General features: G+C 66.7%; 21 protein-coding genes. 5 read left to right on the forward strand and 16 right to left on the reverse strand.

The window, feature by feature from the left end; translation table 11 throughout:
- The 14 genes from AC5P60_RS04045 to AC5P60_RS04110 all read right to left on the reverse strand — a co-directional run.
- Window positions 1-140: flagellin N-terminal helical domain-containing protein (locus AC5P60_RS04045; RefSeq protein ID WP_482995120.1), on the reverse strand; the 140-nt coding region annotated here is incomplete at its 3' end.
- Window positions 141-212: 72 nt separating this feature from the next.
- Complete coding sequence (locus tag AC5P60_RS04050) at window positions 213-1,433, reverse strand: flagellin (protein WP_005413267.1); 1,221 nt, start codon at window positions 1,431-1,433, stop codon at window positions 213-215.
- 417 nt (window positions 1,434-1,850) lie between these two features.
- Window positions 1,851-3,053, reverse strand: a complete 1,203-nt coding sequence (gene flgL, locus AC5P60_RS04055; protein WP_483692720.1) for a flagellar hook-associated protein FlgL — start codon at window positions 3,051-3,053, stop codon at window positions 1,851-1,853.
- Window positions 3,050-4,930, reverse strand: a complete 1,881-nt coding sequence (gene flgK, locus AC5P60_RS04060) for a flagellar hook-associated protein FlgK (RefSeq protein ID WP_483692719.1) — start codon at window positions 4,928-4,930, stop codon at window positions 3,050-3,052. The genes flgL and flgK overlap by 4 nt, the downstream gene beginning before the upstream one ends.
- Before the next feature lie 8 nt (window positions 4,931-4,938).
- Window positions 4,939-6,138, reverse strand: coding sequence for a flagellar assembly peptidoglycan hydrolase FlgJ (flgJ, locus tag AC5P60_RS04065; protein WP_111172861.1), 1,200 nt, complete (start codon window positions 6,136-6,138; stop codon window positions 4,939-4,941).
- Between the two features lies 1 nt (window position 6,139).
- Window positions 6,140-7,276 carry a flagellar basal body P-ring protein FlgI gene (locus tag AC5P60_RS04070; RefSeq protein ID WP_483692718.1) on the reverse strand — a complete coding sequence of 379 codons (1,137 nt, stop codon included), beginning with the start codon at window positions 7,274-7,276 and terminating at the stop codon, window positions 6,140-6,142.
- A 2-nt stretch (window positions 7,277-7,278) separates the two neighbouring features.
- Window positions 7,279-7,971 carry a flagellar basal body L-ring protein FlgH gene (flgH, locus tag AC5P60_RS04075; RefSeq protein ID WP_005409570.1) on the reverse strand — a complete coding sequence of 231 codons (693 nt, stop codon included), beginning with the start codon at window positions 7,969-7,971 and terminating at the stop codon, window positions 7,279-7,281.
- A 22-nt stretch (window positions 7,972-7,993) separates the two neighbouring features.
- Entirely contained in the window at window positions 7,994-8,779 is a 786-nt protein-coding gene (gene flgG / locus AC5P60_RS04080) for a flagellar basal-body rod protein FlgG (protein WP_005409571.1), read from the reverse strand.
- A gap of 102 nt (window positions 8,780-8,881) precedes the next feature.
- Window positions 8,882-9,631: a flagellar basal body rod protein FlgF gene (locus tag AC5P60_RS04085; RefSeq protein ID WP_495201681.1), complete on the reverse strand. Its 750-nt coding sequence runs from the start codon at window positions 9,629-9,631 to the stop codon at window positions 8,882-8,884.
- 32 nt (window positions 9,632-9,663) lie between these two features.
- A complete protein-coding gene (gene flgE, locus AC5P60_RS04090) occupies window positions 9,664-10,887 on the reverse strand; it encodes a flagellar hook protein FlgE (RefSeq protein WP_483692716.1) in 1,224 nt (407 codons plus the stop codon).
- A gap of 32 nt (window positions 10,888-10,919) precedes the next feature.
- On the reverse strand, window positions 10,920-11,603 hold the full coding sequence (locus tag AC5P60_RS04095) for a flagellar hook assembly protein FlgD (protein WP_483692715.1): 684 nt from the start codon (window positions 11,601-11,603) through the stop codon (window positions 10,920-10,922).
- Window positions 11,604-11,626: 23 nt separating this feature from the next.
- Window positions 11,627-12,034 (reverse strand): flagellar basal body rod protein FlgC, encoded by a 408-nt coding sequence (gene flgC / locus AC5P60_RS04100; RefSeq protein WP_005409575.1) that lies wholly within the window; start codon window positions 12,032-12,034, stop codon window positions 11,627-11,629.
- A 3-nt stretch (window positions 12,035-12,037) separates the two neighbouring features.
- A complete protein-coding gene (gene flgB / locus AC5P60_RS04105; RefSeq protein WP_005409576.1) occupies window positions 12,038-12,433 on the reverse strand; it encodes a flagellar basal body rod protein FlgB in 396 nt (131 codons plus the stop codon).
- Window positions 12,434-12,570: 137 nt separating this feature from the next.
- On the reverse strand, window positions 12,571-13,515 hold the full coding sequence (locus tag AC5P60_RS04110) for a chemotaxis protein (RefSeq protein WP_008267639.1): 945 nt from the start codon (window positions 13,513-13,515) through the stop codon (window positions 12,571-12,573).
- 267 nt (window positions 13,516-13,782) lie between these two features.
- Between AC5P60_RS04110 and flgA the strand changes: the two genes are divergently transcribed.
- The 4 genes from flgA to AC5P60_RS04130 all read left to right on the forward strand — a co-directional run bounded on the left by flgA (window position 13,783) and on the right by AC5P60_RS04130 (window position 16,464).
- Window positions 13,783-14,439, forward strand: coding sequence for a flagellar basal body P-ring formation chaperone FlgA (flgA, locus tag AC5P60_RS04115; RefSeq protein WP_495201682.1), 657 nt, complete (start codon window positions 13,783-13,785; stop codon window positions 14,437-14,439).
- Window positions 14,440-14,514: 75 nt separating this feature from the next.
- Window positions 14,515-14,820: a flagellar biosynthesis anti-sigma factor FlgM gene (gene flgM, locus AC5P60_RS04120; RefSeq protein WP_005409579.1), complete on the forward strand. Its 306-nt coding sequence runs from the start codon at window positions 14,515-14,517 to the stop codon at window positions 14,818-14,820.
- Window positions 14,817-15,155: a flagellar protein FlgN gene (locus AC5P60_RS04125; protein ID WP_005409580.1), complete on the forward strand. Its 339-nt coding sequence runs from the start codon at window positions 14,817-14,819 to the stop codon at window positions 15,153-15,155. Before flgM ends, AC5P60_RS04125 begins: the two co-directional genes overlap by 4 nt.
- A 91-nt stretch (window positions 15,156-15,246) precedes the next feature.
- Entirely contained in the window at window positions 15,247-16,464 is a 1,218-nt protein-coding gene (locus AC5P60_RS04130) for an ATP-binding protein (protein WP_005409581.1), read from the forward strand.
- A gap of 717 nt (window positions 16,465-17,181) precedes the next feature.
- On the opposite strand, the gene AC5P60_RS04135 is transcribed toward AC5P60_RS04130, so the two are convergent.
- Together AC5P60_RS04135 and AC5P60_RS04140 are read right to left on the reverse strand one after the other, a co-directional pair.
- Window positions 17,182-18,954, reverse strand: a complete 1,773-nt coding sequence (locus AC5P60_RS04135) for an EAL domain-containing protein (RefSeq protein WP_005409582.1) — start codon at window positions 18,952-18,954, stop codon at window positions 17,182-17,184.
- Between the two features lie 4 nt (window positions 18,955-18,958).
- Window positions 18,959-21,061 carry a sensor histidine kinase gene (locus AC5P60_RS04140; protein ID WP_049403810.1) on the reverse strand — a complete coding sequence of 701 codons (2,103 nt, stop codon included), beginning with the start codon at window positions 21,059-21,061 and terminating at the stop codon, window positions 18,959-18,961.
- Between the two features lie 131 nt (window positions 21,062-21,192).
- Between AC5P60_RS04140 and AC5P60_RS04145 the strand changes: the two genes are divergently transcribed.
- Entirely contained in the window at window positions 21,193-23,952 is a 2,760-nt protein-coding gene (locus tag AC5P60_RS04145; protein WP_495201683.1) for a bifunctional diguanylate cyclase/phosphodiesterase, read from the forward strand.
- The last annotated feature ends 1 nt before the right edge of the window (window position 23,953 follow it).

A 23,953-nucleotide genomic window follows, 5' to 3' on the forward strand; every position in this document is an offset into this window, starting at 1 on the left:
CCGGCGGCGTCGTCCTTGGCGCTGTTGATGCGCGAACCGGAGGACAGGCGCTGGATGGTGGTGGCCAGCGAGCTGCCGCTGGTGCTCAGGTTACGCTGAGCATTCAACGACATCGTATTGGTGTTGATGACTTGTGCCATGAGGAGAGGTCCTTGAGCGGTTGCACGTGAGTTGGGTTAGACGCCCCCGACGTGCCCCGGGGGCGGCTCATGTCAGCGCTGCAACAGGCTGAGCACGTTCTGCGGTACCTGGTTGGCTTGGGCCAGCATGGCCGTACCGGCCTGCTGCAGGATCTGGGTGCGGGTCAGTTCGGCGGTTTCCTTGGCGAAGTCGGTATCGCGGATGCGGCTGCGCGATGCGGACAGGTTCTCCGAGGAGGTCTGCAGGTTGGCCACCACCGAGGTGAAACGGTTCTGGATCGCGCCGAGGTCGGCGCGCACGCTGTTGACCGACTCGAGGGCCTTGTCGACGATCGACAGCGCCTTCTGCGCACCTTCGGCGGTGGTGACGTTCAGGTCCTTGACGAAGTTGGCCGTGGCGCCGGTCAGCAGACCGCCGTTGGTGCTGGTTTCGGTCAGGCCCAGGCCGGCGATGGTCGCGGCGGTGGCGCCGGCCGGCGGGGTTGCGGCACTGACGCCCAGGGTGAAGGTCTGGCCGTCCTTGACCGAGGCCAGGCTGATCACACCGGCATTGACCGAGGCCATGACGCCGGTTTCGCCCAGCTTGTTGTTGATCGCGGCAGAGGTGGCCGAAGTGATCGATTCGCCCGCCTTCACGGTGAAGTCGTTGATGGTGACCGTGGTGGCGGTGCCGCCCGGCGGGGTCACCGAGATCTGCAGGCCGGAGTAGGTGGTGTCGGCGGTGGCCTTGTCGGCGGCGGCCAGGCTGGTGCCGGTGTAGCCGTTGGCGAAGGTTGCCGCGCCCAACGAATCGGCCTTGGCGTTGACCACGCTGTTGATGGCGATGGCCTGGCCGGCGTTGGCGCCGACCTGGAACAGCTGGCTGGTGAAGGAGCCGTCCAGCAGCTTGGTGCCGTTGAAGTCAGCCTGCTTGGCCACGCGGTCGACTTCCGAGACCAGCTGGGTCACTTCAGCCTGCAGGGCCTTGCGGTCGCTGGCCGAGTTGGTGGCGTTGGAGGACTGCACGGCCAGTTCACGGATGCGCTGCAGGTTGTTGCCGACCTCGCTCAGCGAACCCTCGGCGACCTGGGCCAGCGAGATACCGTCGTTGGCGTTGCGGATGGCCACGTCCAGACCGCGGATCTGGGTGGTGAAGCGCTCGCTGATGGCCAGGCCGGCCGCGTCGTCCTTCGCGCTGTTGATGCGCAGGCCGGACGAGAGGCGCTGGATGGTGGTAGCGAGCGAGCTGCCGCTGGTGCTCAGGTTGCGCTGAGCGTTGAGCGACATCGTATTGGTGTTGATTACCTGTGCCATGGGGTCGTCTCCTCTTATATGGAACCCGTTGGTGAATGAAACGAAGCGCCGCCTGTTTTTTTGTGTGGCTGTGTGCTTCGCTGTTGCCAAATGAATAACGGCGCTTTGTCAACAACCTTTAGCCGTGAATTCCGTCGATGCTGAAATCCGGTGCCGGAGGCTGTTTTTCCCGGGTTTTCCAGCCCTGGCTGGGCGTGAAGGCGACCCCGGAAAGGGCGGTTGGGCATGCCCAACCAGCGCTGATGAAGGTATCGGCGGGGCAGGGCCGGGCTTGATGGGCAATCACGGAAAATGCGTGCAGCACGTTTCCGGTAGCGCCGGGCCACGCCCGGCGAGCGCGACGGAACGGGCAAGCAGAAACGAAAAAGGCCGCGATGCAGGGCATCGCGGCCTTTCAGGGGTGACGCAGGAGATGCGTCAGCGGATCTTGTTGAACAACGACATCGACTGCATCTGCGAGAAGATCGTCTGTGCCGCCTGCAGCGCGGTGCTCTGCAACTGGTACTGGCTCAGTGCATCGGCGTAGTCCAGGTCGCGCATCTGCGACAGCGTGGTCTTCAGGGTCACGCTGTTGGCTTCGCGCATGTCGGCGGCATTGTCCAGTGCCTTCAGCTGCGCACCGCCGGCCGCACGCGAATCGATCATCCGTTCCGACGCACGGGCCACATCGCGCAGGGCGCTCTGCAGTTCGTTCTGCTGCGCGCTCATCCTGGCGGTGGTGCCGGTGTCGGCATCCAGCGCGGCAATCAGCTTGTCCATGGTGTCGAAGATGTCGCGACTGGTTGCCGGCTTCACGTTGAAGCTGTCACCGGCAGCGGGTCCGCCGGTAATCTGCAGGCGGACACCGTTGACTTCCACGTTGTCACCGGCCTTGAACGTGCCGGTGCCGGTCACGTTGCCAGCACCGTCCAGTACCTGGTACTGGTCGGCGGCGGTGAATCGGATGCTGAAGGACTGGCCGTTCCAGCTGTCGCTGCCATCGCGGGTGATGTTGGTCAGCACGCCATTGCCGGTATTGCTGGCTGCGGCAACACCATCGACGAAGCCGTCGCCGGTAGGAATGCGCATGAAGATTTCGCTGCCGGGCAGGGCATCCCGCACATAGGTGTCGGGGCCGACTTCAATCTGGCGCTGGGTCTGGTCGCCACGGTAGACCACCTTGCCATTGATCTTGGCGAACGGCGGATCGCCATCGTTGGTGCCGCCGAACACGTAGCGGCCGGTGCCGTCGTCGGCGTTGGCCAGCGACAGCAGGCCCTCGCGGATCTGGTTCAGTTCGGTGATCAGCGTTTTCTTGTCGGCGGCGCCCAGTGCCGGATTGCTGGCCTGGATGGTCAGGTCGTTGACGCGCGCCATCAGGTCGTTGACCTGGGCCAGGGTGTTTTCCTGTACGCCCAGTCGGTTCTGCACGTTGCCGGCATTCAGTTTCATCCGGTCCAGTGCGGCCAGGCTGCGGTCAAGCCCGACCGCCGCACCAGCGGCAACCGGATCGTCCTTGGCGCTGACGATCTTGCTGCCGGTGGCGATCTGCTGCTCCAGGTGGCTGAGCTTGGCCTGCTTGGCCATCATCAGCGACACGGACTGGTTGAACATCATGCTGGTGGAGATACGGCTGCTCATCGACGGACGGCTCCCAGGATGGTCTGGAACATGCTGTCGGCGGTGGAGATCAGCTGCGAGGCTGCCTGGTAGGCCTGTTGCAGGCGCAGCATGTCGGCCGCCTCCTCGTCCAGGTTGACGCCGGATACTTCATCGCGTGCTTCCTGCGCCTTGTCATTGATCACCAGCTGCGCTTCCAGCGAATACTCGGCCGAGCGGGCGGCTGCACCGACCTGGGTGGTCAGGCCCCCCAGGGCGCCGTTGAGGGTGACCGTGCCGCTGTTGAATGCCTTGGCGCTCTCCACCTTGGACAGCCTGGAGGCGTTGCTGTTGTCCGACGAGCCCGCCGGAGTCGGGGTGATGTTGAAGGTGTCGCCAACCTTCGGCGCACCGTCCAGCACGAAGCTCCAGCCATTGGCACTGATGGTCTGGCCGGGGGTGTAGATCTGCGGCGGCCCCCCATCAATGGTGTAGGTGGTGGCCGAGGTGAACACGATCGCGGCCGGATTGCGCAGGTTGGCGTTGGTCGAATCGCTGACGGTGACACCGCTCAGCTTGCCGGTGCCGGTGTTGGACGTCGCCGCCGCGCCCTTCACTGCCGCAGCAGCGGCGATGCGCGACGGATCGGTGATCGCCACTTCCATGCTGCCAGCCACGCCTGCGGTCGGCTGCAGCAGGAAGCGGTCGTTGGCCGCCGGAGTACCGCCGACCACCAGCTTGACGCCGTTGATCACCAGTGGATCGGCGGCCGTACCGGTGCCGGTCAGCGGAACGTTGGCACCGGTGTCGGCACGACTGGCCTTCCAGTTGGTGCCATCGAACTGCAGCACCACGTTCTGCGCGTCCAGCTTGCCGAGGTCGCCGTAACTGGCGCTGAGGCTGGCGGTGCCGGTGTTGGCATTGTTGGCGGTGACGCGCGGGTTGCCGATGTTGAAGAAGTCACCCCCCAGCTGGCCATACAGGTCCACGCCCTGGTGATGCACCTGGTTGAAGCTCTCGGCCAGGCCTACCGCCAGCTTGCCCAGTTCGGCCTGGGCAGGCGTCAGCACGGTGTCGCGGAATTCCAGCAGGCCGCCGATCTGGCCACCGACCGCCTTCGGGTCGAGCCGGATGGTGTTGCCCTGCGTTTCCAGCGCCAGCTGCAGCCGCTCCGGCTGGTACGGGTCGGCCACGGTGGTGACCTTGGTCGCCGTGGTGCCCACCACCAGCGCGTTTCCGCCAGCGGTATAGACATTCATGATGCCGCCGTCCTGGATCACTGCGGTGCCACCGGTGTAGCCGATCAGCTGGGTGATCAGCTGGTCGCGGCGGTCGAGCAGGTCCGGTGCGGCGGTAGCGATGTTGGTGCCGATCGCACCGTTGATCTGCGCGATCTCCTGCGCCAGCCGGTTGACCTCGGTGGCGCCGGCCAGCAGGCCGTTGTTGACCTCGCTGTTGAGGTTGTTCAGGTGCGTGTTGAGCTGCACGAAGCGGTTGGCCAGCGCCTTGCCACCATCCAGCATGTTCTGGCGGTCGGCGGTGCCGGCGGCATTGGAGGACAGGCCGCTGACCGAATCGAAGAACTTCGACCAGACGCCGGACACGTTGGTTGCCGCGTCGGAGAACAGCGAATTGACCCGGTCGGCCATGCCGGAGAGCTGCTTCAGGCGCGCCAGCTCGCCGCTGCTGTCGAGCAGGCGCGAGATCGCCAGCTGGTCGGCGGTACGGCGGATGTCGGTGATGCGGGTGCCGTTGCCGACCGTGCCGTAGCCGTAGTTCTGGGGATCAGCCGTGGCGAAGTTGACCTTCTGCCGGCTGTAGCCGGGGGTATTGAGGTTGGCCACGTTGTGGCTGGTGGTCGCCAACGCACGCTGGAAGGCGAGCAGGGCACCGGTACCGGTGGAAAGTACGCTGGACATGGGGTTCCTCAACGACGGGTGATACCCAGCGCCGCGGTTGCGGTGCTGGCGAAGGTCTGGCCAAGGCGCGAGCCGGCATCGGCCACGGCGCTGACGGCGCGCTCGATGGTCGGTCCGCCGGCGATCGCGGCGATCTTGGCCGCGTAGCGCGGGTCGGTGGCATAGCCGGCGCGCTGCAGGCCACGGGCGAAGCCCTGCACGTCGGTGCCGGCCTGCAGGGCCTGCTGGTAGCGCGGGCTGGTCTTCAGCAGGCGCACGTAGTCGGCAAAGCTCTCGGCCGGCGAACTGTAGGCACGGAAGCTGGCGGTTTCGTTGCGGCGCACGCCATCGACGTACTCGTGGGTGCCGGCCACGGCGCGCTGGCCGTTCCAGCCATTGGCCTTGATGCCGAACAGGTTGTGCGAGGTGCTGCCGTCAGCATGCTTGATGTGGCGCTTGCCCCAGCCGGTTTCCAGCGCCGCCTGGGCGACCAGGGCGCGGGCATCCACGCCCAGTTCCTTGGCCGCACGCTGCGCGTGCTGCCAGATGCTGGCGACGAAGCCTTCCGGGGTGTGTTCGCCCAGCTGGGCGACGGCGGTGCGGGTCGCCATCGCATCGGCCGGGCTGATGGCCGTGCCGCGGTTGCTGGCGGTGGCCGACCACTGGTCGCTGTTGGCAGCCCAGTCCTCGCCTTGCAGGCCACCGATGTACGGATCCTCGGTACCCAGCGAGCGGTGCATGCTGCTGCTTTCGCGCCCGGCGATCAGGTCCAGCGCCTGTTCCATCGGTGCAACCGCCGCGTGTGCGCCGGACTGCGCGCCGGCGGCCATCTGCTGCAGCAAACGCACGGCCTGGCTACCGTCTTCCAGCGGCAGCGACGGTGCCGGCTTGGCCGGTGCATTGAGCTGATAGGCACGGCTGGCCTTGGCCGGGTCCACGCGGGTATCCAGCGCCGGGCCATCGACGGCCTGGCCGGACAGCTGCCGGCTGATCATGCCGGACAGGCCAAGGCCCTTGCCGCGGGTCATCGCCTCGGCAATCTTCTGGTCGTACATCTCGCGGAACATCTTGTTTTCGCCGGGGAACAGCGAGTCGCCGAAGCTGGCGTCACGCATGCTCTTGACCAGCATCTGCGCGAACTGGCCTTCCAGCTGGCGCGCGACCTTGTCGATCCTGGCCGGATCGTTCTGTTGTGCCGGGTGCAGATCGAATGCGGGATTGATGCGCATATCAGATCACCTCGAGCTCGGCACTCAATGCGCCGGCCTGCTTCAGGGCTTCCAGGATCGCGATGAGATCGCCTGGTGCTGCGCCCACGGCATTCACCGCGTGCACGATCTCGTCCAGGGTGGTGCCGCCGCTGAACTTGAACATGCGGCTGCCGTCGTTGGTGGCGGTGATGGTCGACTGCGGGCTGGCCACGGTGCGGCCGCCGGACAGCGCATTGGGCTGGCTGACGTTGGTGTTTTCCTGGATGGTCACGGTCAGCGAACCGTGCGAGATCGCGGCGGGTCCCACGCGCACCTGCTGGCCGATGACCACGGTGCCGGTACGCGAATTGACCACCACCTTGGCCGGAGCGCTGCCCGGGGTCAGTTCCAGGTTCTCGATGCGCGCCAGCAGGCCGATGCGTGCGCCCGGATCGGTCGGCGCGGTAACCGCCACGGTCACGCCGTCGACCGCACGCGCCGCACCGTCGCCGAACGCATTGTTGAGCGCAGCGACCATGCGCGAGACCGTGGTGAAGTCATTGTTGTGCAGGTTCAGGGTGATCTCGCCGCCGTTGGCCAGCGGATCGGGCAGCGCACGCTCCACGGTCGCACCGTTGGGAATGCGGCCGACGCTGGGCACGTTCACCGAGACACGGGAACCATCCTTGCCCTGTGCACCAAAGCCGCCCACGATCAGGTTGCCCTGGGCGATGGCATAGATCTGGCCATCGGCGCCGCGCAGCGGGGCCATCAACAGCGAACCGCCACGCAGCGAGACCGCGTTGCCGATCGAGGACACGGTGATGTCGATCGGCTGGCCCGGCTTGGCGAACGGCGGCAGTTCGGCGTGGATCGCCACGGCGGCCACGTTCTTCAGCTGCGGATTGACGTTCGGCGGAACATTCACGCCCAGCTCGCCGAGCAGGTTCTTCAGGCTCTGCACGGTGAAGGGTGCCTGGCTGGTGCGGTCGCCGCTGCCGTCCAGGCCGACCACCAGGCCATAACCCACCAGCGCATTGCCACGCACGCCTCCGACCTGGGCCAGGTCCTTGATGCGCTCGGCGCTGGCCGGGGCTGCCACGACCAGCAGCATCAGCGCGACGAACGACGCCACGCGGCGCTGCCAGGAAGAAGAGGAGAAGAGTTTCATGGCCATACTCAGAACGGCGTCAGGCCGGAGTTGAAGAAGCGGCTCAGCCAGCCCATCGCGTTGGACTGCGCGACCGGGCCGCGGCCGCCGTAGACGATGCGGGCTTCGGCCACGCGGCTGGACGGAATGGTGTTGTCCTGGCTGATGTCGCCCGGGCGCACGATGCCCTGCACCTGCACCAGTTCATCACCCTGGTTCAGGCGCAGGTTCTTCTGCCCCTGTACCACCAGGTTGCCGTTGGGCAGGCGCTGGATCACCGTGACCGTGACGCTGCCCTGCAGGCGGTTGCTCTGCGCGCTGTTGCCCTTGCCGGTGAAGTCACGCGCGCCCTTGGCCGTCGCACTGAGGATGTCCTTGCCGCCCAGGGTGACCGGCGCACCGAGGATGGACGGCGTGCCCAGGCTCAGGTTCGATTCCTTGTTGGTGGCAGTGTTGGCACTGGTCTGCGCGGTGGTGTTTTCCAGCAGGGTGATGGTCAGCAGGTCGCCGACATCGCGCGCGCGACGGTCCGAATACAACTGCAGGGTCGGGCCGGCCGCGTAGATCGCGCCGGCGGTCGGTTCGGCCTGCGGTGGCATGATCGGCTGGATCGGTGCCATTGCCGGATAGGGGCGCACATCGCCCGCGATCACGCAGCCACCGAGCAGGGCAGCCACGGTGCAGGCGAGGGCAGTGCGGGCGAAGTTGGAAATGGGCGACATGGCGGTTTCCCGGGTTGGCCGGTCAGAGCTTGTTGTTGAGGTAGCCGAGCATCGAATCGGTGGTGGAAATCGCCTTGGCGTTCATTTCGTAGGCGCGCTGGGTTTCGATCATCGACACCAGCTCTTCCACCACGTTGACGTTGCTGCCTTCCAGCGCGCCCTGCACCACGGTGCCGAGGCCGTTGAGGCCGGGGTTGCCGTTCTGTGCCGGGCCGGAGGCCGTGGTCTCGAGGAACAGATTCTCGCCACGGGCCTGCAGGCCGGCCGGATTGACGAAGTCGGTCAGGGTCAGCGCGCCGACTTCCACCGAGGCGGCGCCGTCGGCCATCTTCACGCTGATGGTGCCGTCGGTACCGATGGTTACCGACTGCGCGCCTTCGGGAATCTGGATGCCTGGCTGCACCGGGTAGCCGCTGTTGGTGACCAGCTCGCTGTCCTGGTTGATCTTGAACGAGCCATCACGGGTGTAGGCCGAGCTGCCATCAGGCATCTGAACCTCGAAGAAGCCGCGGCCATTGACCATCACGTCGAGGGCGCGGCCGGTCTGCTGCTGGCCACCCTGTTCAAAATTCTTGGCGGTGGCGACCACGCGCACGCCGGTACCCAGCTGCAGGCCGGTTGGCAGCTGCGTCTGTGCCGAGGAGGAGCCGCCGGGCTGGCGCACCTGCTGGTACAGCAGGTCTTCGAAGCTGGCACGGTCCTGCTTGAAGCCGGTGGTGTTGGTGTTGGCGAGGTTGTTGGAAACCACCGACATGCGCATCTGCTGCGCATCCAGTCCGGTTTTCGCGATCCACAATGCCTGGTTCATCTTCGGTGTCCTGTCTGGTGAAGCCGGCCGCGTGGTGCGGCCCTTGTATGCGGGTGTGCAAGCGGTGTGCCAGCGCCGCTGTCAGGCGGCGCCGGAATTCCGTCAGCTGCCGAGGCGCAGCATGCTGTTGGCGCTGCGCGCGTTGTCGTCGCCGTGCTTGATCACCTGAACCTGCATTTCGTACTGGCGCTGCAGCTGGATCATCTGCACCAGCGCGCCAGCGGCGTCCACGTTGCTGCCTTCCAGCTGGCCGCTGTGCACGGCCGTGCCCTGTGCCGGGGCGAACGGCTGGCGCGGGTCGGTGTTGCGGAACAGGCCATCCAGGCCACGCTCAAGGCGCTCGTCCGGCGCCTGCACCACCTTGATCCGGCCGATCTGCGCCATCGTCTGCGGGCCTTCGCCCTGCGGGATGATCGAGATCGTGCCGTCGGCACCGATCTCCATGGCCTGGTAGGGCGGAATGGCGATCGGGTTGTTGTTGTCATCCAGTACCGGACGGCCGCTGGAGGTCACCAGCTGGCTGTTCGGCGTCACCGACAGGGCTGCGCCACGCGTATACGCTTCGCTGCCATCGCTCGCCTGCACCGCCAGCCAGGTGCCGCTCTGCAGTGCAAGGTCCAGCGGTTTGCCGGTGATGTGCTGCGCGCCGGGCCGGCGGTTGAAGCCGGCGTCGACGTGCAGCGCATCCACCCGCGAGGCAAAGCCCGGACCCTTGATCGGGAAGGCTTCGGTGTTGGCCAGCGCTTCCTTGAAGCCAGGAGTGTCCGAGTTGGCGAGGTTGTGGCTGAGCGTTCCCTGCGCCTGCAGGGAGGCGCGGGCACCGGTCATCGCCACGTAAAGGGCTTTATCCATGCGGGGAGTTCCGTGACAGGGTCAGCAGCTCATCAACGGATGTTGATGACGGTCTGGGTGATCTGGTCCTGCGTCGTGATCATCTGCGCGTTGGCCTGGAAGTTGCGCTGCGCGGTGATCATGTTGACCAGCTGCTCGGTGAGATCGACGGTGGACGCTTCCAGCGAGCCGGCCTGGATCTTGCCGAGATTGGAGGTGTCCGGCATGCCGGTGCGCGGCGTGCCTGACTCGAAGGTCTCCACCCACAGGTTGTTGCCCTTCGATTCCAGTCCCTGGGTGTTGTTGAAGGTGGTCAGTGCGACCTGGCCCAGCGGCTTGTCGTCGCCGTTGGAGTAGCGCGCATAGACCACGCCCGACTCGGACACAGTGATCTCGTTGAGCTTGCCGGCGGCATAGCCGTCCTGCTGGGTGTTGCGCAGGGCGAACTTCTCGCCGTACTGGGTCGAACCGCTGATGTCCAGCGTCATGTTCAGCTGGCCAGCGCCCGTGGTCGGGGTGAAGGTGCCGAGGCCAACCTTGCCGTTGGCCGGGGCGGTCAGCTTGCCGCTGTTGTCGAAGGTGACCACGGTCGGGGTGCCAGCGGGCTGGCCATCGACATAGTTGTGCACGGTCCATTCGTTGGGGTTGGCGCCCTTCACGAAGTACGAGACCTGGATGTGGCTCACGCCCAGCGAGTCGTACACGGTGATGCCGCCGCTGGAGTGGTTGTAGCTGTTGGAGTCGGTCGGGTCGAACGTGGCCACGGTCGGCTGCTTGGCGTTGGCCGGCAGGGTGAAGCCCACCTTCACTTCGCTGGTCTGCTTCGGCGGGCTGTCGGTGGTCAGCAACTGCAGGTCGACCAGGCGGCCGGCGTCGAAGTTGGTGCCATCGGCATTCGGCGCGAACACCTGCAGGCGCGCGCCCTGCGGATTGACCACGTAGCCGGCCGAATCGGTCTGGAAGTTGCCGGCACGCGAGTACACACGCGAACCGTTCATGTTCATGGTGAAGAAGCCCTCACCGGAAATGGCCATGTCCAGGCTGCGCCCGGTCTGCTCGTTGTGGCCCTGGATGAACTGCTGGGCGACGTTGGAGACGCGCACGCCCGAGCCGGTCTGGTTCTTCGACAGGCCGTAGCTGGTGGAGGCGAACAGATCGGCGAACTCGGCGCGCGACTGCTTGAAGCCGGTGGTGTTGACGTTGGCGACGTTGTTGGCGGTGACGCTCAGGTCGGTGTTGGCGGCATTGATGCCGGACAGCGAGACATTGAAGCCCATGGGATGCTCCTGGTTGATGCGGGATGTGCGGCTCAGCTGACGCGGAGCACGTAGTCGATCGGGGCCGTGCCCAGGCCCTTGAGGTTCAGGTACAGGCCGTCGGATCCGACGGTCACGCTTTCCACCGGCGCCTGCACATAGGTGGACAGCTTGGTGCTCTTGCCGGCGGTATCGACGTGGTTGGCAACGATGGAATACTTGCCCGGCTCCATGCGCTTGCCGTTGGCATCCTTGCCGTCCCACTGGAACGCAGTCTCGCCGGCGGCCTTGGCTTCCACGCTCAGCGAGGTGACCTTGGCGCCGGTGGCATCGGTGATGTCGACGGTGATGACGCCGGCCGAGGGCGCGGCCACCGTGCCTTCAACGTTGCCTTCCTTTTCCAGCACCAGCTTTTCCGACGGCACCAGCACCTGGTGGCCGACCAGCGCCGCACCACGCAGCACCTGGTCGCTGGCCATCGATTCCTGGAAGCCCTTCACCGTCTTGTTCAGATCGGTGATGCCCTGCACGGTGGACATCTGCGCCATCTGCGCGACCATCTGCGTGTTGTCCATCGGCTTCAGCGGATCCTGGTGCTGCAGCTGTTCGGTCATCAGGCGCAGGAAATCGGCCTGGTCCAGCGTGTTCTTCTTCTTGGTGGCGTTGCTGTTCGGGGCGTTCAGACCGAGTGCGGTGTAGACGTCCTGGTTGGTCTGGTTGTTGACGGCGGTGGTCATGGCGGTATCCGGTACTGCGGGCCTCAGCGGCCCATGGTCAGGGTGGCCAGGGCCAGTTCCTTGGCGGTGGTCAGCATCTCCACGCCGGCCTGGTAGTTGCGCGAGGTCGAGATCAGGTTGACCATCTGCGCCACCGGGTCGACGTCGGGCTGGTAGATGTAGCCATCGCCATCGGCCAGCGGGTGGCCCGGCTCATAGCGCTTGATCGGCGCCGCATCGCTCTGGGTGATCTCCTTCACCTTCACCGAGGTGATGTTCGGATCGTTCTTGCTGGTGACGGCCTGGAAGATCGGCTCCAGCGGCTTGTACACCGCGTCGGCGGAACCGGCGACGGTATCGGCGTTGGAGAGGTTGGAGGCGATGGTGCTCATGCGCACCGACTGCGCCTGCAGCGCGGAGCCGGCGATATCGAAGATCGGCAGGTTGCTCATGGCTTATTGCCCCGTGATCGCGGTCAACATGGAACGCACCTTGCTCTCGACGAAGCTGAGCGAAGCGCGGTACTCGAGCGCGGCGCGGCCATAGGCCGCACGCTCGGCATCGGGATCGACGGTGTTGCCGTCCAGGCTGGGCTGCACGCCTTCGCGCGCGATCTGGAACGGGTTCAGGCCACTACTGATTTCGTAGTGCTGCTCATGGGTGGTGGCCATCAGGCCATTGGCATCCTGCCCCTGGGCATGGCGCAGGGCGGCGTCGAAGTCCAGGTCCTGGGCCTTGTAGCCGGGAGTGTCGGCATTGCCGAGGTTGCTGGCGATCAGCTTCATCCGCTGTTCGCGCAACGGCATGGCCTGGGCATGGACGCCCAGGTAGTCGGTAATCAGGTTGCGCACGGTGCACTCCCACGGGAACGTTGCCCGGGAAGCTGCAAGGGGTGTGCCAAATTCGAGAGGGTAGTGCCGGCCGCTGGCCGGCTCCCCGATGGATCTGCGGTTGCCGGCCAGCGGCCGGCACTACCGGATCAGTGGCCTCAGGCCGCCAGCGCCACCTTGCGCAGGCGGTCCAGCACGAAATCGGCCAGCTCGTGCGGCGAGTACTTGGCGACGAAGGCGTTGGCGCCCACGCGCTCGACCATGGCGTTGTTGAAGACGCCCGACAGCGAGGTGTGCAGCAGCACGTACAGCCCGGCCAGGCCCGGATGGCGCCGGATTTCCGTCGTCAGCGTATAGCCGTCCATGGCCGGCATCTCGATGTCCGAGATGACCATGGCATAGCGCTCGGCCGGGTTCTCGCCCGAGGCGTGGATCTGCAGCAGATGGTCCAGCGCCTGCTTGCCGTCCGAGAGCAGGGTGGCACCCACGCCCAGCTGGTCGAGCACGCTGCGGATCTGCTGGCGGGCAACGCGCGAGTCATCCACCACGAGCACCTGCAGCTGCGGGCCGTCGGAGGGCATCGCCATCGCCGGATCGAGCACCGCTTCGCCGCGCACCTGGGCGATGTCGGCCAGGACGCTTTCCACGTCGATCACCTGGATCAGTTCACCCTGGAAGCGGGTCACTGCGGTCAGGTAGCTCGATTCGGCGCCCAGTTCCGGCGGCGGGTGGATGTCTTCCACCGCGATGTTGACGATGCGCTCCACGCCGCTGACCAGGAAGCCCTGGATCGAACGGTTGAATTCGGTGACGACCAGATAGCCGGGCGAGGTGTCCGCATCGGGCTCGCGCTCGGGATGGCCGATCGCCAGCCCGAGGTCCAGCACCGGCACCGAACGGCCGCGCACGTCGGCCACGCCGGAGAACTGGCTGGGCAGCCCGGGCACCTGGAACAGTTCCGGGCGCCGCAGGACTTCCTGCACCTTGAAGACATTGACGCCAAAAAGCTGACGTCCGCCGAGACGGAACAGCAGCAGCGCCAGGCGATTGTGGCCGGCCAGACGGGTCCGCTGGTCGATCCGGTTGAGCAGGTCATGGGACATGGCTGCTGTATCGGCGGGGTAGGCGCCGAACTTGAGGGCGCTCTGCCGCCCACGCGCTCCACACCGCTTCTGTAGAATCGACTGTGAGTCGACTGCTCTTATAGTCGACTGCTCTTCGCGGTCGACTGCTCTTGTCCGATCGCGGGAGATCCCGCGCTTCGCGCGAAAGTCGACTAACGGTCGACTCTACACATCCCCATCCCGAGACCTCGTCTCTGGCACACACCTTGCACGCAGCTGGGCCAGGTCCCATCGACAGGAGGCGCCATGCGCCGGGTCACATCTCTATTGGCCATCGCGCTTGCTGTGGCCTCGCCGTGGGCGGCGGCCGCCGACTGGCAACCCGTAGCCAGCATCCGCACCGCAGCGTTGTCGACGCTGCCGGCCGGCAGCGAGGGTGAGGCCCAGGTGGCCGATGCGCTGCGCCTGCCCAGGTGTGGCGGCGCGCTGCAGGTGCAGCCTACCGCCAACACCACGGTGGAGGTCAGTTGCCCTGATGCGGGGGGCTGGCGCCTGTTCGTGCCGGTGAAGGTGCGGCGCAACCAGACCGTGCTGGTGCTCAATCGTGGAATCGGCACTGGAGAAACCCTCACCGCCGCCGATATCACCACTGCCCAGCGTGACGCTGCCCGGATTGCCGGTGCGGTGCTGGCCGATCCCAATGCAGCGATCGGCCGCATCGCCCGCCGTCCGTTGCAGGCCGGAGCCCTGCTGTCGAACAACGACCTGGTGGTTAAGCGTCTCATCAAGCGAGGAGACAATGTGGCCCTGGTGTCGCGTCGCGGTTCGGTCGAGGTCCGCATTGCCGGCCGTGCGATGGGTGATGCCGGTGAGAACGAGCGGGTCTCGGTCGAGAACCTGTCCTCGCGGCGGATCGTGCAGGGCACGGTCGATGCCGCAGGTGACGTAATCGTGGCGCGTTGAATTACCGCAAAATATCCCTAAAGATCACGGCCCTGCGGCCGTTATCCCTTGTGAACGGCAACTCCAGGACACCCCATGAGCCAGAAAATCGACGGCAACCTGCAGGTCCCCCAGGCACTGCGCAGCGTGACGACCCCGGCCAACAAGCCCGGCGTCAGCACCGATGCGGCAGCACGTCCGGTCGAAGCGGCCGACAGCCTGCGCCTGACCGGCGAGGCCACCAATCTGCAGGCCATCGAGCGTGAGCTGACCACCGCCCCGGCGATCGACGCCCAGCGCGTGGCCGCCGTGCGCGAGTCGCTGCAGAACGGCACCTACAAGATCAATCCGGACGCGATCGCATCGCGCATGCTCGATCTGGACCAGCAGCTGCACGGATGACCGCGGCGATGAGCGAGCCGCTGCAGCGCCTCGCCCAGGCCCTGGACGTTGAACGCCAGGCCCTGGTCGAGCACGACGTACACGCCTTGATCCGGGCCACCGGCGCCAAGCTGGAAGCGCTGCGTGCGCTGGAAGGCGCGCCGCCGGTGGGGCAGGGCGAGCAGCTGCAGGAACTGGCCGAGCGCAACCGCGCCAATGGCGTGCTGCTTTCGCGGCGCCGACGCGAAGTCAACTGGGCATTGCGCCAGTTGGGCCGTACCGAAGACGCCTCGGCCTATGACGCCAAGGGCCAGTCACACACCGTTACTGCCCGCCGCCCACTCGCCGTCGCCTGACGCGACGGCGGTCGCACTACCCACCCCCGCGGGCTGAAGCCCGCTGCGTGACCGCGTATATTGGGCGCCTGTTCGAACGTCCCGAGTCGCCGTGTCCGCTGCCAACGCCCTGGTTACCGCCCCCCTTCCGCCGCAGCCGGTGCTGCAGGCCCTGCTTGAGCGCCTGCGCGAAGGGCTGCTGCTGTTCACTGAAGACGGGCAGGTGGCGCTGGCCAATCCGGCCGCGCAGAACCTGTTGGCCGGTGGGGAGGACGGTGCACTGCCGCCGCAGCGGCTGCGTGAGCTGCTGCCACCCGATGCGCTGGAACAGGCGCGGCAGCATGGTCACTGGAACGGCAGCCTGCCGCTGGGGGAGGGGGTGGTCATCGCCCACCTCTACCACCACGGCCCGGTCGGCCAGGGGCACTTCCTGGCGTTGTTCCGCCATATCGAAGGGCAGGAAGACTACGAGCGCGAGCTGCAGCAGCGCCATGCCGAGCTGCGCCAGGCCTACCTGCGCCTCAACGGTACCCAGGAAAAGCTGCTGCAGTCGGAAAAGATGGCGTCCATCGGCCAGCTCGCTGCCGGCGTGGCGCACGAGATCAACAACCCGATCGGCTACGTGCACTCCAACCTGGGCAGCCTGCAGGAGTACCTGCGCAGCCTGTTCACGGTGATCGAAGCCTACGAACGCGCCCTTCGTGCGCCCGACCCGAAGGCATTGATTCCGGAAATCGACGATATCCGTGACCGCCTGGACATCGATTTCATCAGCCGCGACCTGCCGCAGCTGATGGCCGAATCGCGCGAAGGCATCGAACGGGTCACCCGCATCGTGCGTGACCTGAAGGACTTCTCGTATTCCGGCCGCGACGAATCGTGGAAGCTGGTCGACCTGCACGCAGGGCTGGAATCGACCATCAACATCATCTGGAACGAGCTCAAGTACAAGGTCACCCTGGTGCGTGAGTTCGGCCAGCTGCCGCTGGTGGAGTGCCTGCCGTCCGAGTTGAACCAGGTCTACATGAACCTGCTGCTCAACGCCGGCCACGCCATTGCCGAGCGCGGCACGATCACCGTGCGTACCGGTGTCGACGGTGACCAGGTATGGGTCGAATTTGAAGACACTGGCGGCGGCATCTCGCCGGAACTGCGCCAGCGCATCTTCGATCCGTTCTTCACCACCAAGCCGGTGGGCAGCGGTACCGGCCTGGGCCTGTCGATCTCCTACAGCATCATCAACAAGCACCATGGCCGCATCGACCTGGACAGCACCCCGGGCGTGGGCTCGCGCTTCCGCGTGGTGCTGCCGGTGAAGCAGCCGCGCTGACCCCTTCGGGTAGTGCCGGCCGCTGGCCGGCAACCCCATTGAACCGGACACCCAAGAGCAGCCGGCCAGCGGCCGTCTCTACCAGGGCTTGTCCCCCACCTGGGTTCGCGCTTCGGGTAGTGCCGGCCGCTGGCCGGCAACCCCATTGAACCGGACACCCAAGAGCAGCCGGCCAGCGGCCGGCTCTACCAGGGCTTGTCCCCGACCTGGATTCGCGCTTCGGGTAGTGCCGGCCGCGTTGAACCGGACACCCAAGAGCAGCCGGCCAGCGGCCGGCTCTACCAGGGCTTGTCCCCGGCCTGGGTTCGCTCTTCGGGTAGTGCCGGCCGCTGGCCGGCAATCCCGTTGAACTGGGCATCGAGAGCAGCCGGCCAGCGGCCGGCTCTACCAGGGCTTGTCCCCGACCGGGTTCGCGCTTCGGGTACTGCCGGCCGCTGGCCGGCAACCTCATTGAACCGGGCATCGAGAGCAGCCGGCCAGCGGCCGGCTCTACCAGGGCTTGTCCCCGACCTAGAGTCGCGCTTCGGGTAGTGCCGGCCGCTGGCCGGCAACCTCGTTGAACCGGGCATCGAGAGCAGCCGGCCAGCGGCCGGCTCTACCAGGGCTTGTCCCCGACCTGGAGTCGCGCTTCGGGTAGTGCCGGCCGCTGGCCGGCAACCTCGTTGAACCGGGCATCGAGAGCAGCCGGCCAGCGGCTGGCTCTACCAGACGGGATCGTTACCGCAGCGGGCGATCCTCGCCGCCATCCCCGCTCTCGGCAGGCGCCGGACCGGCGTTGCTGCGCCGCTGCTCCTCATAGGTGCGGAACGCCTGGTGGATGTGCTTGCGCAGCTCATCGTCGTTCCACGGCTTGGTCAGGAAGCGGTAGATCGCACCACGGTTGATCGCGTCGGTCACCGTGTTCAGATCGGTGTAGCCGGACAGCACCAGCCGGATCGTGTCCGGGTACAGCATCTTCACCCGGCCCAGGAACTCGGTGCCGCTCATGTCGCTCATGCGCTGGTCGGACAGGATCACCTGCACGTCGTTGATCGCCAGCAGATCGAACGCATCGCGCACGTTGCCGGCGGCCAGGATGCGGTAGCCATCGCGCCGGAACAGGCGCACCAGCGAGCGCAGCACGTTCTCCTCGTCGTCCAGCAGCAGCAGCGTGCGGTCCGGGCGGGTCTCGGCGAAGGCTTCCGGGCGCAGGTAGCGGCGGCGCAGGGTCATGCCGGCGGCATCGGCCGACATCGGCTCGCCGAACAGGTAGCCCTGGAACACGTCGCAGTCGTTGCGGCGCAGGAAGCCCAGCTGCGCCTGCGATTCCACGCCGTTGGCAATGACCGTCATGCCCAGCTGGTGGCCCATGGCGATGATCGCGCGTGCGATGGCCGCTTCGCGGTTGCCGGCTGGTGCACTCTTGATGAAACTGCGGTCGATCTTCAGCTTGTCCACCGGGTAACGCACCAGCGCACTGAGGCTGGAATCGCCGGTGCCGAAGTTGTCCAGGCTCAGGCTGATGCCTTCGTTGCGCAGGTTGGCCAGTGTCTCGTGCACGAAATTGACATTGTTGGTCAGCGCGCTTTCGTTGATCTCCAGCGTCAGCATCTGTGCCGGCACGCCCGCGGCCTGGATCAGGCCCATCACTTCAGCGAAGAAGTTCGGCCGCAGCAGCTGCAGGGTGGAGACGTTCACGGCAATGGTGAAGTCGTCGAAGCCCTGGTCGCGCCACAGGCGGGCCTGCTTGAGCGCGCCCTCCAGCACCCAGGTGCCGATCTGCACGATGATGCCCAGCCGCTCGGCGGTGCGCATGAAGCGCTCCGGCACCAGCATGCCCAGCGTGGGGGACTGCCAGCGCAGCAGCGCCTCCATGCCCACCACGTGGCCGTCGCGGGCACTGACCAGCGGCTGGTAGCGAAGCTTCAGCTCGCCGTTGGGGATCGCGTCGACGATCTGGCGCGCGATGATGCTTTCGCTGTGCGCGCTCGGCGGGGTATCCACTGCATGGATGCGCACCGCGTTTCCACCTTCGCGGGCTGCCTGGTACAGCGCATCCTCGGCGTGGTCGAGCAGTCGCGAGGCGTTACTGGCGTGTTCCGGGCACAGGCTCACCCCCAGCTTGCCGGTCATGAACAGCGTGTACGGCAGCACCGACAGGGGCAACTCCATCTGTTGCCGGATCTCCTCGGCGAAGTCCTCCGGCAGCGGCACGTCGGCGTTGCGCGGGACCGCGATCAGGAACTCGTCGCTGCCATGCCGCCACAGTTTGCCGCGACCGCGCAGGTAGGACTGCAACCGCTGCGCCACCAGCACCAGCGCCTGGTCACCCACCTCGGCGCTCATGTTCTCGTTGACGGAAGCGAAGTGGTCGATGTCCACGTGCATCAGCATCAGCGCGGTGCCGCCGGAGGCCGCTTCGGCGACCATCGCCTGCAGCTCGGGGTTGCCGGCACCGAGGCGATCGGGTGCATCATCGATGCTGACCGGCGGCTGGTTGGGATTCCACATAGGCTCAGTATTCCGGTGACTCAACGGCGGCCATGCTGGCCGCCTGGTAGGGGAGGTGAACGTCGATCAGGGTGCCTTCGCCCTGTGCGGACTCGATGCGCACATGGCCGCCGACACTCTGCGCGCGCTCGCGCATCACGATCAGGCCCAGGCCGCGCGGGCCGTCCGGGTCGAAACCTTCGCCGTCGTCGCGGATCTGCAGGTGCAGGCTGCGCTTGCCGATGTCGCGCAGCTGCAGGTGTACCTGGCTCGCGCGTGCGTGCCGCAGCACGTTGGTCAGGCTCTCCTGTGCGATGCGGAAGCAGGCCTGTTCGATGCTGTTGTCGGGGCGATGAGGCAGGGGCTCGATCTCGGCCAGCAGCTCCACCTGCGAAGAACGGAACAGGACCCGCGCCTGCCAGCTGAGGGCCGCTTCCAGGCCCAGCGCGTCCAGCTGCGGAGGGCGCAGCAGAGTGGAGATGTCGCGCAGCTTGGCTACCGTGGTGTCGGCCAGGCTGACGATCTGTGCCAGGTCCTCGGCGCGGCGCTGCGGATCGTGCTCGTCCTGCGCGGCATGGGCGGACAATTTGATCGCCGTGATCGCCTGGCCGATGTCGTCGTGCAGATCGCGCGAGATCGCGCGGCGCTCGTCTTCCTGCAGGGAGAACAGGCGGCCGGCCATCGCCTGCAGTTCGCGGTTGCTGGTTTCCAGTGCACTGCGCGTCCGTTCGGAATCACTGAGGTCGCGCACGATCAGCAGCTTGCAGTCGCGGCCACCATAGCGGACCTCGCCCACCGCCAGGCCGGCATGGAAGCTGCGGCCGTCGGCGCGCTGCATGGCCACCACGCTGCTGTGGCCGGGGCCCAGGTGTGGCTGTCCTGCACGCAGCTGGCCGCGGACGCGGGCCAGATCACCGGCAGCGACCAGCGCCGACAGCGGCTCACCCAGCAGGGTATGGCTGCCATAGCCGAACAGGCTGGCCGCCCAGGCGTTGGTGTACAGCACGTGCTCGTCGGAGAGGATCACCACGCCATCGGGCAGCACCCGCACCAGCTCTCGGAACTGTTCTTCGCGCTCGCGCAGCAGGCGTCGCGATTGCTCCCGCTCGGTCACGTCCTGCAGGGTGCCCAGTACGCGGCTGCGGCCGGACTCATCGACACCACTGGCGGCACGCAGGTGCACCATCAGGGCGCGTCCGTCCATCGACAGCAGGGGCAGCAGTACGTCGACCTGCACCGGATCACCCGAGCAGAGATCGGCCAGCAGCTGTTCAGTCTGGGTGGCGGTGGCAGGGTCGGCGGGAACCAGCAGCTCGTCGAAGCGGTGCCAGCGGCGGGCTTCCGGCGGCCGGCGGCCAAGCAGTCGGTAGACCTGGTTGGAATAGCGGCCCATGCCGGTGGACGGGTCCAGTTCCCAGGCGCCGATGCGCGCCAGTTCGTGGGCTTCTTCCACCCGCGCAAGCGCCTGGTCACGGCGCAGCTGGGCCAGGTCTTCGGCGGTGCGGTCGATGGCAATCAACAAGCGCGCGTTGTGGCCGTCATAGCTGATGGCGTTGGAGCGCAGTTCCATCTGCCGCAACGAGCCGTCACGCAGCTGCAGCTGGGTGCGCAGGATGCACAGTTCCTCCGGCGCCTCGCGGATCGCCTCCAGCTTGGTCTGCAGCGCCTGGTCCTGGCCTGGCGGCCACAATGCGTCGATGGTCTGCTCCAGCAGTTCGTCACGCTCCCAGCCGAAGGCGGTACAGGCAGCCGGATTCGCATCGAGGATCGCCAGCGTGTCCAGGTCGTAGACCAGGATCGGGCCGGGGTTGCCCTCGAACATCTGCCGCAGGCGCAGCTCCGAGGCCTGCTGGCGCGCATGGGTGTGCAGCACATGCTCGGCCAGCGGCCGCAGCAGCAGGTACAGCAGGCCGGCACTGGCCAGTGCGAAGAACGAGCCCTTCACGCTCTGCCACATCGCCGCCTGCTGCGGATCCGGCACCAGCGCCTGCACGGCACTGTCGGAAGCGATCATCCAGGCCAATGCCATCACCAGGTAGCTCAGGACCACCCGTCGCCGGTCGCGGCTCAGCGCCTGCGCCATCCGCGGATCGGGTACAAGGGCGGTGCCGGTCGGTTCTGCAGGCATGGACGGGCTGGTTGAAAGGGGCGCCGGCCATCTTACCGCGCAGGTGCGCCCAGACCACTCAATTATCCGCCGCAGGCGCCGTTAACCACTGCGTGCCCCGCTGACGGGCGTGTCATCCGGAGCAAGATCGCGTGGACCAAGGGATCATCGCCAGCCTGCTGCAGCACCCGCTTGCGTCGGCGCTGGTCATCGTCGACCGCACGGGTCGCCCGCTGGCGGCCAATCCGGCTGCGCGCGAGCATGGCCTGCCGGCCACCGTGGCTGCGTATGCGCCGATGCTGGAAGATCTGCGCCTGATGGCTGCCGATGGCGGCATCGTGGCCTGCACGCTGCCGGGTGGCCCGAACGGGCACTACGATGGCCACCTGCGCGCCGTGCACGATGGCGCCGGCAACCTGCTGGCCTTCACGCTGAGCATTCCCGAACCGGTGCCGCTCGGCGGCGGTGGGCGCTGGGAGCTGGCGCTGGACAGTGCCGGCCACAGCCTGTGGGACTGGGACATTCCCAGTGACCGTGTGGTGCGCACCCCGGCAGTGGGCGATGAAACCGCCATCGAGATGCTGGCCCGCGTGCACGGCGAGGACATCGCCCAGGTGCGGGCCGCACTGGACGAGCATCTGCGTGGCTTGAGCGAGCAGTACAGCGCGCAGTTCCGTTTCCGCCAGGCCGATGGCCAGTGGCGCTGGGTACTGGACCGGGGCCGCGTGGTCGCGCGCACCGCCGATGGCCAGCCGCTGCGCATGGTCGGTACCCATACCGATATCGAACAGCAGAAGCAGCTGGAAGGGCTGCTGCAGGAACAGCAGCTTCACCTGAGCGAGGCCCAGCGCATCGCCAGCATGGGCAGCTGGTCGTTCGACCCCAGCAGTGGTCATTTCTGGTGGTCGCCGGAGCTGCGTTCGATGCTTGCGCTGGAGCAGGGCGCCGTACCCGGCCAGCGGCGCTGGCTGAAGCAGCTGCACCCACGTTCACGTGGCGCATTGCGTGCGGCGTGGCGGCGGTTGTGGCGCGATGGCCGTGCCGCCAATCTCGAACTGGAACTGACCCGGGGCAACGAGCCGTCGCAGCACCTGCGGCTGTGGATGCAGCCGTTGCTGGACATGGACGGACAGCCCAAGCGACTGCTCGGACAGGTGCAGAACATCACCGAGCAGCACCAGACCGACGCGTTGATCCGCTGGCGCACCGAGCTGCTCAACCGCGTCTCCGCGCTGGGCCGCATCGGCGGCTGCGAGATCGAGGTGAAGACCCGGCACATGCAGTGGACCGAGGAGTGCTATCGCATTCACGGCCTGCGCAAGGAACCGATCACCCTCGACCAGGCGCTGGCGTTGTACACCGAGGACTCACGCAACGCCTTCGAAGCGGCGTTGGCGCGCATCGCCAACGGCGGGTTGCCCGAGCAGCTGGACCTGTGCTTCTACCGCCAGTCCGGCCTGCGCGTCTGGGTGCAGGTGCTGATCGAGCTGGACCGCCGTGACGGCCTGCCGCCGCGCTTCGTGGTGCTGTTCCGTGACATCACGCGTGAGCGCGAGGCCAACGAGCGCATCGAACTGCTGGCCCACTACGATCTGCTGACCGGCCTGCCCAATCGCGTGCTGCTTGGCGAGCAGACGGCAGAGGCCATCGAGGAAGCACGTGACCGTGGCACATCGCTGGCGATGCTGTTCATCGACCTGGATGGCTTCAAGACCATCAACGACAGCTTCGGCCACGCCACCGGCGATGCACTGCTGAAGGCCGCTGCGACGCGCCTGCACCAGAACCTGCGCAACAACGACCTGTTCGGCCGCTTCAGTGGTGATGAATTCATCGTGGTACTGCGCGACCTGGCCGAGCCGGAAGACGCCGGCCACGTCGCGCGCAAGCTGATCGCTTCGCTGGCCGAGCCGCTGCGTCGTGGCGAGACCACGTTGAAGGTCGGCGCCAGCGTCGGCATCGCGATGCTGGGCGATGCACAGACCGATTTCGATTCATTGCTGCGTGCCGCCGATGCCGCGATGTACGCGGCCAAGGAAGCGGGGCGCAACACCTACCAGTACTACAGCCAGGACGCATTGGCCCGCATCCAGCGCAAGCTGGAGCTGGAGCATGCCCTGCACGGCGCCATCGAGCGCGAAGAGTTCAGCCTGGCCTACCAGCCGCTGCTGCACGCCCACCACGGCGAGCCGCCGGCGATCGAGGCACTGTTGCGTTGGCACCGCCCCGGGATCGGCTACTGCAGCCCGGCCGAGTTCATCCCCATTGCCGAAAAATGCGGCGAGATCGTGCGGATCGGCGACTGGGTGCTGAATGAGGCCTGCCGCCAGGCAACCGCCTGGGACCGTGCCGGTCTGCGTTTCGACCGCATTGCGGTGAATGTTTCTGCGGTACAGCTGCGAGACCGCGGCTTTGCCGAGCGCGTGATCGAAATCTGCCACGCCCATGGCTGGCCACCGCAGCGGCTGGAGCTGGAACTGACCGAGTCGGCGTTGATCCGTGACACCGACATCCTGCGCCATTGCTTCGACGTGCTGGAACGGCACGGCGTGCCGCTGGCGGTGGATGACTTCGGTACCGGCTTCTCCAATCTCAACTACCTCAACCGCTTCCCGGTGGGGCGCCTGAAGATCGACCGCAGTTTCGTGCAGGGCATGCTGCACGATTCGGGTACGGCCGAAGTGACCCAGGCCATCGTGCACCTGGGCCACGTGCTGGGCATGAAGGTGGTGGCCGAGGGTGTGGAAACGCACCAGGAAGAGGACATGCTGCGCCGCCAGGGCTGCGACGAGATCCAGGGCTACCTGTACTCGCGCCCGCTCAGCCCGCGTGACCTGGCGCAGTGGCTGCGCCAGCCACAGCCGGTTTCGCTGCGCACCGATGCCAGTGGGGAAGTGATGCTGGTGCGGTGAG

This window comes from Stenotrophomonas sp. YJH_SMC_120 (assembly GCF_059368675.1).